The sequence below is a fragment of the Chitinophaga sp. genome (assembly GCF_035761305.1).
Classification (GTDB): domain Bacteria; phylum Bacteroidota; class Bacteroidia; order Chitinophagales; family Chitinophagaceae; genus Chitinophaga.
Genome location: NZ_DASTRI010000032.1, coordinates 1 through 12954 on the forward strand (window position 1 = coordinate 1; position 12954 = coordinate 12954).

Here is a 12954-nt window from a genome sequence, read left to right on the forward strand (position 1 = left end):
TTTTCAGCTCCAGCTCTTTAACAGTGCTCTCCAGCTTCAGCTTATCAAGCTGTGTATTCCGGCTCCGGTCTATATAATGCCAGATGAAATAGATCAGCCACCAGATGGAGGTGATCAGGAAGTTTGACAGCAGGCCGCCTACTACCTCACGGCGCGAAAACAGCTTATGCGGCTCGGGGCGCAGCATATTACCCACCAGGGTGGCGCCCAGGTAAATGATAATGCCGGTGCCTATCATTAAACAAAAGAACAATAATACCTGCTTCTCAAAGCTGTACTGGAACCAGTTCTGGCGGTTTATCAGCTTGCGGAGCAGGTGTGTAGACAGTATGCCGAAAGTGATTAAGATTGCAAAGTTTACTAAATACGACGGTTCTACCTTACCCACATAGGAATACGCAAAAAAAACATTGGTCACAAAATACGCTGTCCATCCCAATATCTGGCACCACCAATATTTTGATATGTGTTTAAACATCAATCTGAAATTAGTAAACTGTTCATTTATTTCAAAAATACCATACGGCACTGCCGGCCTGAAAGCAAATGTTATCAAAGGGCGGAAGTCCGGATAGGTGGATGTGCGGACGTGCAGATGAATGCGTGGCTTTTATTCCGTTACCGGATTGCCGCACATCTGCATTTTTGCGCATTTTTTAGCTATTTTTGCTATATTTATAATACACCCTGATCCGGTATGAACATAACTCCCGGCCCCCTACTGGGCCAGATACAATATCCCGCCGATTTGCGGAAAATGAGCAAAGAACAGCTTCACCAGGTTTGCGAAGAACTGCGTCAATACATTATTGATGTGGTAAGCGTGCATGGCGGGCACTTTGGGGCCAGCCTGGGAGTGGTGGAGCTTACCACTGCTTTGCATTATGTGTTCAATACCCCGTACGACCAGCTGGTATGGGACGTAGGCCACCAGGCATACGGCCATAAAATACTTACCGGCCGCCGCGAAGTATTTCATACCAACCGGAAATATAAAGGCCTCAGCGGCTTCCCTAAACGGGATGAAAGCCCTTATGATACATTTGGCGTAGGCCATTCCTCCACCTCCATTTCCGCTGCTTTGGGCATGGCTATTGCCTCCCAGCAAAAAGGGGAATTTGACCGGCAGCACATTGCCGTAATAGGCGATGGCGCCATGACCGCCGGTATGGCGTTTGAAGCCCTGAACCACGCCGGCGTATCAAACGCCAACCTGCTGATTATCCTGAACGATAACTGCATGTCTATAGACCCTAATGTGGGCGCGCTGAAAGAATACCTCACCGATATTACCACCTCCCACACCTACAACAAGCTGCGGGATGATGTATGGAACCTGCTGGGCAAGCTGCCGGTAGGCAAACGCTTTACCCGGGAAATGGCCTCCAGGCTGGAAGCCGGCTTTAAAGGCGTGGTATCAAGCTCCAGCAACCTGTTTGAGTCTTTCAAGCTGCGCTATTTCGGACCTATTGACGGGCATAACATTATTAAGCTGGTAGATACCCTGCAGGACCTGAAAGACATTCCGGGCCCTAAACTGCTGCATATTGTTACCACTAAAGGTAAAGGGTATGCGCTGGCAGAAAAGGATCAAACCACCTGGCACGCACCGGGGCTGTTTGATAAAATCACCGGCGAAATTTTCAAAAAGCCGGTTACCACACCGCAGCCGCCCAAATACCAGGATGTATTTGGCCACACCATCATAGAGCTGGCAGAACAAAACGAGCGCATTATGGGTATTACCCCTGCCATGCCCTCCGGCTCGTCCCTGAAATTTATGATGGAGAAAATGCCGCACCGCGCTATAGATGTAGGCATTTGCGAGCAGCACGCCGTTACCCTTTCAGCCGGTTTGGCCACACAGGGCATGCGGGTGTTCTGCAACATTTACTCTTCGTTTATGCAGCGCGCCTATGACCAGGTGATACATGATGTAGCCATTCAAAAGCTGCCGGTTATCTTTTGCCTGGACCGCGCCGGCCTGGTAGGCGACGATGGCCCTACCCACCACGGGGCTTATGATATAGCGTATATGCGCTGCATTCCGAACCTGGTGGTAAGCGCGCCTATGAATGAGGAAGAGCTGCGCAACCTCATGTACACCGCACAGCTGCCGGACAACCAGCTGCCCTTTGTAATACGCTATCCCCGCGGGCAGGGCGTTATGCCCGACTGGCGCCAGCCATTTAAAGAAATTAAAATAGGCACCGGCCGCAAGATCCGCGATGGTAAAGACATTGCCATTCTTTCCCTGGGCCACCCCGGCAATTTTGTAACAGAAGCCTGTAAAGAGCTGCTGGCCGATGGTTTGCAACCCGCGCACTATGATATGCGTTTTGTAAAACCATTAGATACGGAAATGCTGCACGAAATTTTCCGGCAGTTCAATAAAGTCATCACCGTAGAAGACGCTTCCCTGACCGGCGGATTTGGCAGCGCCATACTGGAATTTATGGCCATGAACGGCTACCATGCAGAAGTGAGGATGTTAGGCATTCCCGACCGTATTGTAGAACATGGCAAGCCCGAAGAGCTGCACCGTGAATGCGGGTACGATGCTCCGGCCATTGCTGCTAAAGTGCGGGAAATGCTGAAAAGCAAGATTACTGTTATAGCAGAATAACTGAGCTTAAAAATAACAGGTGAAGCATGAAGGCATACCACCACCTTTCGTGCTTCACCTTTTTCTTTTCAGTATATTTGAACCATGCCGGATCTTTATCTTCGTTTACACATTACCGGTATTATACAGGAAACACCGGACACCTATACTTACTGCCTGGAAAACACGGCGCCGGAGCCGGTAATTTACCAGGCGGGGCAATTCCTTACCTTCCTGGTAGACATACATGGCACTACCTACCGCCGCTCTTACTCCCTGAGCTCTACACCGGGCATAGACGCTCATTTGGCGGTTACCATCCGCGAAAAACAAAACGGAGAAATCTCCCGCCATATTATACGGCATTGGCAAAAGGGCGATGTGGTAACATCACTGCTGCCCAGCGGGCGCTTTACGCTGGACCGGATAGCCGGCCGGCCCCGCTCCATTTTTTTATTTGCAGCCGGCAGCGGCATTACACCTGTTTATTCGCTGTTAAAACATATCCTGTACCGGGAGCCGGCGGCCAGGGTAATACTGCTGTACAGCAGTCCCGCCCCGCAGCAAACCATTTTCTTTAAACAGCTGCAGGCATTGCAGGAAAAGTTTAGCCGGCAGCTGCAATGCATTTACTTTTTCAGCCAGCAGGGATTTGATGACAACAGTGCGCCGCGCCGCCTGAGCAATATACTGCTGGAGCCACTGGTAAATAAGCTGCTGCCGCATAGTGAGCATGATAAGGCCGCCGCGCAGTTCTTTGTCTGCGGCCCGCCCGATTACATGCGCATGATTATGCTTACGCTTACCTTTATGGGTTTTGATGCCAGCCAGCTGCATAAAGAGAACTTTGTGGTAAACACCGGCGTAAAGCTGGAAAAGGCAGGGCGCCCGCAGGATGCAACGCTTAAACAGGTACGGCTGCATGTTGGCGCTGCTACCTACAACATAAAAGTACCCGGCAACCAGGATATACTGAGCAGCGCCCTGCAGCAAGGCATTACCCTGCCTTACAGCTGCAAAGGCGGAGTATGCGGCTCCTGTACGGCCAAATGCACGCAGGGCAAGGTGTGGCTGGCGGTGAATGAAGTGCTGACCGATGCGGAGGTGGCACAGGGACTGGTGCTTACCTGCGTGGGCTACCCGGCAAGCGATATGGTTGAGATTGTACTGTGAATGGCAGCTGCTGCCAAACTAATAATTTAAATTTTGTACCAATGTAAACATTATTATAACTCAGCCGCTCCGGCAAGTTTTTGCTGCTTATGCCATTTTCTCTTAAATTCTCGCTAAAATCCGCTATGCGCTATCACCCGTTAGGGCAGGTTTGTGTATGTTTTACAGGTACAGCCTTATGGGTATGCTTGCTTTACCTTTGTAACCGCTTTTTACCCCTGCCCTCATGGGCTGTTTATGGCGGATTTGCCGTACTGAGCACTTTGCTGTTATTATACCTGTTACATCATTACCACCACGCCGTACAATATCAACGTGTATTTGACGCCCATCCCATACCCATGTGGATATACGAGTGCGGCACGCTGCGTTTCCTGGCTGTAAACCAGGCTGCCATTGATAAATACGGGTATAGCGGAAAAGAGTTCCTGCTACTAACTATAAAGGATATACGTGATCCGAAAGAGGCGGAAAGGATAGTGGAGAACCCGCTGCTGCACTATGATGGCGCACATTACCGCGGCCTGTGGAAACACCGCAGGAAAAACGGCACCAGCTTTTATGTAGAGCTGTACGGACATGATCAGCGTTACCTGGGCCGTAAAACACGGGTAATAATGGCGGTGGATGTAGATGAAAAAATAAGGGAAAGCCATGAAGCAAAAGAAATAGGCATCCGTTATGAGCTGCTGGCCAAAGCCACCAAAGACGCCATTTTTGACTGGGATGCCGTTAATGACCGTGTAACCTGGAACCATGGCGTTTATACCCTCTTTGGCTACCAGCCCAACGCTGTTGCAAACAGCAGCTGGTGGCTGAACAAAGTGCATCCTGACGACCGGGAACGCGTGTTAAACACCCTGCGGGGGTATATGACCAATACAGCTGCTTTTTTTGAACAGCAGTACCGCCTGCTGTGCGACAACGGGCGCTATAAAAATGTGCTGAGCCGGGGCTATATTATACGTGAAAACCAAAAAGCCGTACGCGTAGTAGGACTGCTGCAGGATATTGATCCCATTATAGAAAAACAGCGTATTATACGCCGCCTGCACCAACAGGGTAAAGGTCTGCGGGAAATAGCCAGGATTAACTCGCATGAGATCAGGCGCCCGGTAGTGTCAATCCTGGGCATTACACAGCTGCTTACCGACCGGTATAATGATGACCCTATTCTTAATAACCAGCTGATTAACTGGCTGCACAGCAGCACCTCCGAGCTGGATGACATCATTCACAAGCTGGAAGAGAAAGTAAGGGAAATAGAGCAGGGGCCGGAAGGATGAATAAACAGCGGTTAGCGTTAATAAGCCGTTTACAGCCGGCAACCCCGTGTATCAACGCCGGCTGCCTTTTTAGCTGCTGCTGCTTTATTTTACAAATTGCTCGAACTCGTTTTTTAGCTCACCATATAATTTATGAAAGGTTTCCATACGGTCGTGCAGCGCCGGGTAATCTGCTACAGGACGATCATCATGTATTACATACACGTTGTTGGATAACTTTTTGGCAGTCTGCTTCAGGTCGTGGTACAGCTCATCAGCCACTTCCAGCTGGCAAATGAACTGGTTTTGAAAGTGCTCAACATGAGCCAGCATTTCAGCATCTGTTTTCTTATGTGCCATTTCTTCCAACCTGCTGCGCATGGCACGCATTTCCTGCCGCACGGCATCTACATCACTTTTCCAGGAATTAATTTGCTGCAGGTCGTTCGTCTGTGTTGGGATCTCCATGGTGCATTGATTTTTTAGCAGTTAAATGATGAAAAATAATAGTGGAGTTGCTCATCATTTCCAATAGCTTTTATTCAATATCCATTGCACATCGTGAAAGCCATACCTAAGTTACAACCTTTTTATTTATTACCGTTAAACCAGTGTATGCCGTCCATAATGCCCGCTGCTCCCGGCTTTGGGCTTTGCAGCACATGGGTATGGTGCAGCGTGTACTGCAACAGCGCGGGTTCTGCAGCGCCCACTACCACACCGCGGAAGCCGGCATCATACAGGGAGCGGTCGTTCATGGTATCGCCGGCTACCAGCACCTTGCCGGCGGGATAATTGAGCTGTGTTATCAGCTGCACCAGGGTGCTGCCTTTATTAACGCCTGCGGGCATTATATCCAGGAAACGGCCTGCAGACTGTATTACATCGCACTCCAGCTCTGTAGCTATCTGCACTGCTACATCTATAGCAGTGGTATCATCATAGTAAAAAGAGCAGCGGCGTTGCTGCGGCACCTCCTGGTAACGCAGGCCGGCCACCTGTTCCATACGCATGCGCACCAGCTCCTGCCCCGGCCACTTTTTTTCAATGGCAGCCTGTACCGGCTGCACAGGAAGCAGGTTATGCCCGTGCACAATGGTAGCGCCTACATCGCAAATAATGTAATCCGGGTTGGGTATGGCCGGATCGTCCAGCAGGGGCTGCACGCTGGGCAGCCCTCTGCCGGTAACAAATACCAGGCGCAGCTCATGCTGCAGCCGGATCCACTCGTATAACCCGGTACGGTCGGCCGGGCTGCCGCCCAGGAACGTACCATCCAGGTCTGTTGCCAATAATAACATGCTTATGATTTTACGCCTTCCTCAGCGTTTGTTCTGTCCTTTTGTTCGTGCACATACAGTGTTTGTACCGGTAATGCAAACTCAATATTTTCCTGCTCAAAAGCATCAAACATCTCCAGGTTAATAGCCTGCTGATAATCCATATACTTATTATAATCGCCGGTAAGCACAATATATACTACCTCAAACTCCAGCCTGGATGCGCCAAAGCTTAGAAAATGCGCACGGTCAAACCGTACTCCTTCCATGTGGGTAATAATATCCTTTACAATGCCGGGTACCTTAGCCACTTTGCTTTTTGGTGTGTGTAACGGAACACCAAATTGAAAAACAATCCGCCGCGTTTCCATACGCTTGTAATTGTGCACACGCGAGTTGGTAAGGTCGGTATTGGAAAACACCAGCTGCTCACCGCTAAGGCTGCGCAGGCGTGTGGTTTTAATGCCAATATACTCCACCGTGCCCATTTTATCCTGCACAATAATAAAATCGCCTATTTCAAACGGGCGGTCAAAAAAGATCACAAAATAGCTGAACAAGTCGCCTAATATGGTTTGCGCGGCCAGCGCAATGGCAATACCGCCTATACCCAAACCAGCCACAAACGTGGTTACGTTTACGCCCCAGTTATTCAGCAGGAACAGCATACCAATGATCCATATTACAGCTGATATAATAACCATAATGCCTCTTACCTGCCGGGTTTTTTCTTCGCCATTCTCCTGCTTTGAGAGATAGCCTGTTAACAGGAACTGCAGGGTATTGGTAATAGCTCTTATAATAAATACGGTTACACACAGGGAGAACAATATTTTGATCACATGATCCCATTTGGGCGGCAGGTTCAGGTTACCTAATGCAATAAAAATTACTATGGCATACAGCACCGGCACCAGTGATCGCCGGATAGCTACCACCAGGAAATCATCTGCCTTGTTATCTGTTCTATTTACCCATTTTTGCAAACGGTTCAGCACTATACGCTTTATAACCTGCAATAAAAGGAACCCTACTAAAATAATCAGCGCAGAAATGCAGTAGTTCAACAATGTATTACCCCAATACACCTGTTGTAATAAATCCATGGCAATCTAGTTTTATGGGTGAATAAATGTATTACGCTATGCAGTAGTGCAATAATAAGCATCCTCAAAAAAAGGACCGGTCTTTAGCGCCCATCTTTTACATGAAACGCATTATTTTTTTATTAACGGAAACAGGTTGGGGTGCGGAGCGCCATTTGCAGGCGCATAATTGAATATTCAGCGGTTATATGCAGTGTTGCCTGTAGTTACCAATGCTGCGGCATATTTGCAGGCTATCAGCAGGTATAAGGCAGCGCCGGGCATTTACCGGTTTGCATAGTTGTGCCCGGAATAAATAATGCTTATATTCAATAGGTAAAAAATATCCACGTATGAAAACAGCCTTTTCCGTTCCCCTTGCCGCCTGTGTGCTTTCTCTTACCCTTGCCGCCTGCCGTACAGGCCCCGTCCGGAATAAAGATGGCACGCTTACCATAAATGGTATTACCTTCCGCGACCTCAATAAGAATAGTAAGCTGGATGTTTATGAAGACCGGCGGCAGCCGGTGGAGCAGCGCGTAAATGACCTGCTGCGGCAAATGACGCTGGAGGAAAAAGCCGGCATGCTGTTTATTAACGGCACCAAAGTGAATGCAGACGGTACGCTGGATGATAAGCCGGACAACAGTCCCATGCCTGTACCAGCTGCCATAAAGCTGATGGATGAAAAAAAGATGAACCATTTTAACCTGTGGCAGATACCGGCGGCACCCAAGGAAATGGCTACCTGGTATAATAACCTGCAACAGCATGCAGCAGCTACCCGTTTAGGCGTTCCCGTAACCATTGCATCGGACCCGCGCAACCATTTTTCCAATAATATTTTTGCAATACAGGCCACCCGTTTCTCCCAATGGTGTGAGCCTTTAGGGCTGGCCGCCATTGGCGATACCGCTGTAACACGCATGTTTGCCGATATATCGCGCAGGGAATACCTGGCCGTAGGCATACGCGAAGCACTGCACCCGCAGGCCGACCTGGCCACTGAACCGCGGTGGCCCCGCATTAGCGGCACTTTTGGGGAAGATGCGCGGCTGGCCGCTAAAATGACCGCAGCTTACATACGCGGCTACCAGGGCGATACCCTGGGTGCGCAAAGCGTGGCCTGCATGACCAAACACTTCTCCGGCGGCGGTCCGCAAAAAGGCGGGCTGGACCCGCATTTTGAATTTCAGCAGGGACAGGTATATCCCGGGCATAATTTCAACTACCACCTTATACCCTTTGAAGCTGCTTTTGCTGCGCATACAGCCGCTATTATGCCTTATTATGGTGTGCCAACAGACCAAACGGACGAGAATGTGGGTTTTGGCTATAACAAGGCCATTATAACGGGTTTGCTGCGGAATAAATATCATTTTGATGGTGTTGTGTGTACAGACTGGGGCCTGGTTACCGATCTTAAAATGGGCAGTGTAACCTGGCCGGCCAGGGCCTGGGGCGTAGAAAAGCTGAACACAGCGCAGCGGGTAAAAAAGATACTGGATGCCGGTGTAGACCAGTTTGGCGGTGAAAGCATTCCGGAAGTAGTGGTACAGCTGGTAAAAAGCGGGCAGGTGAGCGAAGCACGTATAGACACATCCGTTAGGCGGCTGCTGCGGCAGAAATTTGAGCTGGGCTTATTTGACAATCCTTTTGTGGATGCCGGCAAAGCAGCCACCATAATAGGAAATGCCGACTTTCAATCGGCAGCGGAAGCCTCCCAGCGCAGGGCCATTACCTTATTGAAGAACGATGAAAAAAAGCTGCCGCTGAAGGCCGGCGCCCTGCGTATTTATGTAAAAAATATTGACGCAAAAACAGCCGCACGGTATGGTATTGTGGTGGATAAGCCTGCAGACGCGGATGTAGCCATTATACGGCTGAACACCCCATGGTACCCTGTAAATACGGCTAATCCCTTTGCGCAGATGTTCCACCACGGCGATCTTGATTTTAAAGGCAGGCAGCGCGACAGCATTCTGCAGCTGCTGCACGCGGTGCCTACCATTGTGGATATTTACCTTGACCGGCCTGCCGTGATACCGGAGATCAGCAAAGCAGCCAAAGGATTGCTGGCCGATTTTGGCGCCAGTGACGCCGCTGTGCTGGACGTAGTTTTTGGCCGCGCCAACCCGGGCGGCAAGCTGCCCATAGAGCTGCCATCCTCTATGGAAGCGGTACGGCAGCAAAAAGAAGATGTGCCGTATGACTCCCGTAACCCGTTGTATAAGTTTGGCTTTGGGCTCAGCTATTGAGCATTCATAATTACCCAAGCTCGGCCTGCAATGTAATATTTGTGTTCAGCAGCCGTGATACGGGGCAATTATTTTTTGCATCCTCTGCCAGCTCCTGGAACCGGGCTTTATCAAGGCCGGGCACGGTAGCCTGCAGCTGCAGATGGCTGCCGGTAATAGCGCCGTTCTCAAGCGTAATGGTAGCCACTGTAGTAATATCTTCAGGGGTAAAGCCGGCGCCGGTTATAAGAAAGCTAAGCTTCATGCTGAAACAGCCTGCATGCGCTGCCGCTATCAGCTCTTCAGGGTTAGTGCCCGTGCCTTCTTCAAAACGGCTGCTGTAAGTGTAAGGCGTTTTATTTAATATGCCCGTTGGCGTAGTAAGGTTGCCCTTGCCTTCCTTACCGGTGCCCTGCCAGTTAGCGGTTGCAGTCCTTTTCATTATCTGTCTTTTTTGAGGTGAGTTGTAAACAATACTGAAATTACTAAAAAAAACCGCCCCGGTAATAACCGGGACGGTTTACGTTTTCTCCTGACAACTGATTCCTGCATCTCTTATAACAGTACTGCTAATGGTTTCCTGATCTTTTACGAAACGGTGCCTTGTTTATGCCAATCAATCGTTATTGCCTTGCTGTTGTTACTCCTCACCCGTTATCATCTTCACCATTGCCAGGGGATTGTTTTTCCTACTGCTATTCCGTGCTGATTTACCTTATTAAAATCGTCTGTCCGTATGAACCCTTTCTATTACTATGTTATTTATAATGCTTATTGTTTGATAAGCTGTACGCTGGCCAGCAGCTTTACATCATCGCCTAATACTACGCCACCGGTTTCGGTAGTTGCGTTAAATGTAAGGCCAAAGTCTTTACGGCTTACTTTGCCGCTCAGCTCAAAACCGGCTTTGGTTTGGCCCCAGGGATCTTTTTGTGTGCCGCCGTACTCTACGCTCAGCTCAACCGGGCGGGTATTACCGCGAATGGTAAGGTCGCCGGTTACTTTATAATTTTCTTCGTCTAATTTCTTTACCTCTTTTGATACAAAAGTGATTTTGGGGTGATTGGCGGCATCAAAAAAGTCAGCGGCCTGCAGGTGAGCGTCGCGGTCTGCATTTTTAGTGCTGATGCTGGTTACATCTGCCTCAAACTTAATATTGGCGTTAGCAAAATCATCACTGCTGGTTTCAACGGTACCGTCAAAAGCAGCAAACTGCCCGGTTACAGAGGTGATCATCAGGTGTTTTACTTTGAATTGAACTTCGCTGTGGGCAGGATCAATTTTCCAGGTTGTCATAATGTGTTTTGTTTAAATAGTTAGTATATAAAATCAGTTGTTCCTTACCGGGTGTTACAGGTGCCCCATTTTGCCGGCATTATAGTCGTCAATGGCCTGCATAATTTCCTGCTGTGTGTTCATCAGGAATGGTCCGTAGGCAAAAATGGGCTCATCAATGGGTTGGCCATTAAGCACCAGCAGGGTAGCATCCGCTATAGCTGTTACTGTTATTGTTTCCCCGGCGGTATCAAACATGGCTATCTCCACTGACCCGGCAGTATGGGTGTTGTTATAGTTCACCTCACCATGCAGCGTTACAATGCCGGTATTAAAACCGTCAGGCAGGTGCAGCGTAACGGTATCGCCGGCTGCCAGCTTTACATCCCACAGGTTAAGGGGTGTAAAAGTATGCGCCGGACCTTGCTGGCCATTAAATGTACCCGCAATTACACGCACATGGCTGTTGCTGCCTACAGGCACCACGGGTATCTGCTCTTTTAAAAGCTCCTGGTAGCGCGGAGCCGTCATTTTATAGGCCTTTGGCAGGTTTACCCATAATTGGGCTATCTCAAGCGTGCCGCCGCGTTTTGTGAATTCCTGCTCGTGCTTTTCCTCATGCACTATGCCGGAAGCAGCCGTCATCCATTGCACGTCGCCGGCATGCAGCTTACCAAAGTTACCCGCAGAGTCGCGGTGCTCCAGTGCGCCCTGGTAAACAATGCTCACGGTTTCAAAGCCGCGGTGAGGATGCTCATCTACCCCACGGGGCTTATTCCCGGGCGGAAAATAAGCCGGCGCTGCATAATCCAGCAGAAAGAAGGGGCTGATGCGCCTTCCCAGGCGGTTCCCGTTGGGAAACACGTTCTGCACACTAAATCCGTCACCCACCATATGCGGCGCCGGCGCCTTATATATTTCACTTACCTTTTTTATTGTTGCTGTTGCACTCATAATTACCTCCTGAATACGACACAAAATTACACGTTGCAACAAATGTTGGAAATGGATTAATTGAGGTATGTGGTGTACTTTTTTTGGAGATTACTTTTATAAAATAGGTGCGCTGAAGGTACCCCCACCTATTGTTGCGCCGGCAGCGCGGGCGGTATCGCGGAAATCGGAAGGGCTTTGGTTGGTGTATTTCTTAAAAAAGCGGCTGAAATAATGGGGGTCTTCAAAACCCAGCTTGTACGCTATTTCCTTGGCGGTAAGATCGGTATTGTATAAATAGCGCTGGGCTTCCAGGATAATGCGGTTGCGGATATGCTCTCCCGCTGTAATGCCCGACAGCTGTTTGCTGATGTCATTAAGCAGCACCGGTTTTATATGCAGCTGGTCTGCATAATCCGACACATTTTTTAAATGATGGTAATGCTCCTCTATCAGGTTTTTGAAGTGCAGGAATACCGAGCTGTTGTGGGCTGCAAACTGTTCGGGCACAGCGGCCATGCTGGCGCCTTTTATACGGGAGGCCAGCACCAGGAAATACCGTAGCAGGCTATGCAGCGCTGTTTCATAGCCGGCTTCCTTTTCCCTCATTTCCCGCAGCATACGCTGCACAATTACCTCAAACTCCTTCTCCTGCTCGGCATCCAGGGTAATAACGCTGCTGAACTGGTTATTGATGAACAGGCTGGATTGTATGCCTGCCATATTTGCAGCCTCCTGCATGCACATAAAAGCATCGGGGAAAGCAATCATATAACCGTCTACCTTTTCGCTGAAGTGCATTTTGTGCACCTGCCGCGGGGCCAGGAAAAAGAGGGTGTTCCGCTTTACCACATGGGTAACGGTGTCAATAGTATGTTTAAGCTCGCCTTTCTTTATCCAGTAAATGGTATAAAACTCGTGCCGGTGCGGCGTTTCGTTGTGGGCAAAGAAATCGGGGCCCATGGAGCAGAGGGTGGAAACCACAAAAGAGGTATCTGCCTGGGCATATTCCGGCAGCGACACTATTTCAATATGATCTTTCTTATCTGCCATCAGTCTTTTTCAAAAGTACCTGCTATTTCCTCGTCCCTGTCTGCCGGA

Annotated in this window: 12 protein-coding genes; 4 read left to right on the forward strand and 8 right to left on the reverse strand. The window is 49.4% G+C overall.

Annotated features, from left to right (window positions below; genetic code table 11):
* Nucleotides 1–478: hypothetical protein (locus VFS25_RS03330; protein ID WP_326460694.1), on the reverse strand; the 478-nt coding region annotated here is incomplete at its 3' end.
* Nucleotides 479–697: 219 nt separating this feature from the next.
* Between VFS25_RS03330 and dxs the strand changes: the two genes are divergently transcribed.
* From dxs to VFS25_RS03345, 3 genes are all read left to right on the forward strand, one after another.
* Complete coding sequence (dxs, locus tag VFS25_RS03335; RefSeq protein ID WP_326460695.1) at nucleotides 698–2626, forward strand: 1-deoxy-D-xylulose-5-phosphate synthase; 1929 nt, start codon at nucleotides 698–700, stop codon at nucleotides 2624–2626.
* An 84-nt stretch (nucleotides 2627–2710) separates the two neighbouring features.
* Nucleotides 2711–3778 carry an iron-sulfur cluster-binding domain-containing protein gene (locus VFS25_RS03340; RefSeq protein WP_326460696.1) on the forward strand — a complete coding sequence of 356 codons (1068 nt, stop codon included), beginning with the start codon at nucleotides 2711–2713 and terminating at the stop codon, nucleotides 3776–3778.
* 188 nt (nucleotides 3779–3966) lie between these two features.
* Complete coding sequence (locus tag VFS25_RS03345; RefSeq protein WP_326460697.1) at nucleotides 3967–5064, forward strand: PAS domain-containing protein; 1098 nt, start codon at nucleotides 3967–3969, stop codon at nucleotides 5062–5064.
* Nucleotides 5065–5148: 84 nt separating this feature from the next.
* Here the strand turns inward: VFS25_RS03345 and VFS25_RS03350 are convergent, their stop codons facing one another.
* The 3 genes from VFS25_RS03350 to VFS25_RS03360 all read right to left on the reverse strand — a co-directional run bounded on the left by VFS25_RS03350 (nucleotide 5149) and on the right by VFS25_RS03360 (nucleotide 7429).
* The gene (locus tag VFS25_RS03350) at nucleotides 5149–5511 is read right to left on the reverse strand and encodes a hypothetical protein (protein WP_326460698.1); all 363 of its coding nucleotides are present in this window, start codon (nucleotides 5509–5511) and stop codon (nucleotides 5149–5151) included.
* A 122-nt stretch (nucleotides 5512–5633) separates the two neighbouring features.
* Nucleotides 5634–6344 carry an HAD family hydrolase gene (locus VFS25_RS03355; RefSeq protein ID WP_326460699.1) on the reverse strand — a complete coding sequence of 237 codons (711 nt, stop codon included), beginning with the start codon at nucleotides 6342–6344 and terminating at the stop codon, nucleotides 5634–5636.
* A 2-nt stretch (nucleotides 6345–6346) separates the two neighbouring features.
* Nucleotides 6347–7429: a mechanosensitive ion channel family protein gene (locus VFS25_RS03360; RefSeq protein ID WP_326460700.1), complete on the reverse strand. Its 1083-nt coding sequence runs from the start codon at nucleotides 7427–7429 to the stop codon at nucleotides 6347–6349.
* A 332-nt stretch (nucleotides 7430–7761) separates the two neighbouring features.
* On the opposite strand from VFS25_RS03360, the gene VFS25_RS03365 reads away from it, so the two are divergent.
* Nucleotides 7762–9666, forward strand: a complete 1905-nt coding sequence (locus VFS25_RS03365) for a glycoside hydrolase family 3 protein (RefSeq protein WP_326460701.1) — start codon at nucleotides 7762–7764, stop codon at nucleotides 9664–9666.
* A 10-nt stretch (nucleotides 9667–9676) separates the two neighbouring features.
* On the opposite strand, the gene VFS25_RS03370 is transcribed toward VFS25_RS03365, so the two are convergent.
* From VFS25_RS03370 to VFS25_RS03385, 4 genes are all read right to left on the reverse strand, one after another.
* Nucleotides 9677–10087 (reverse strand): OsmC family protein, encoded by a 411-nt coding sequence (locus VFS25_RS03370; RefSeq protein ID WP_326460702.1) that lies wholly within the window; start codon nucleotides 10085–10087, stop codon nucleotides 9677–9679.
* A 329-nt stretch (nucleotides 10088–10416) separates the two neighbouring features.
* Nucleotides 10417–10941, reverse strand: coding sequence for a YceI family protein (locus VFS25_RS03375; protein WP_326460703.1), 525 nt, complete (start codon nucleotides 10939–10941; stop codon nucleotides 10417–10419).
* A 54-nt stretch (nucleotides 10942–10995) separates the two neighbouring features.
* Nucleotides 10996–11874 (reverse strand): pirin family protein, encoded by an 879-nt coding sequence (locus VFS25_RS03380; protein WP_326460704.1) that lies wholly within the window; start codon nucleotides 11872–11874, stop codon nucleotides 10996–10998.
* 96 nt (nucleotides 11875–11970) lie between these two features.
* On the reverse strand, nucleotides 11971–12906 hold the full coding sequence (locus VFS25_RS03385) for a helix-turn-helix domain-containing protein (protein WP_326460705.1): 936 nt from the start codon (nucleotides 12904–12906) through the stop codon (nucleotides 11971–11973).
* Nucleotides 12907–12954: the final 48 nt, after the last annotated feature.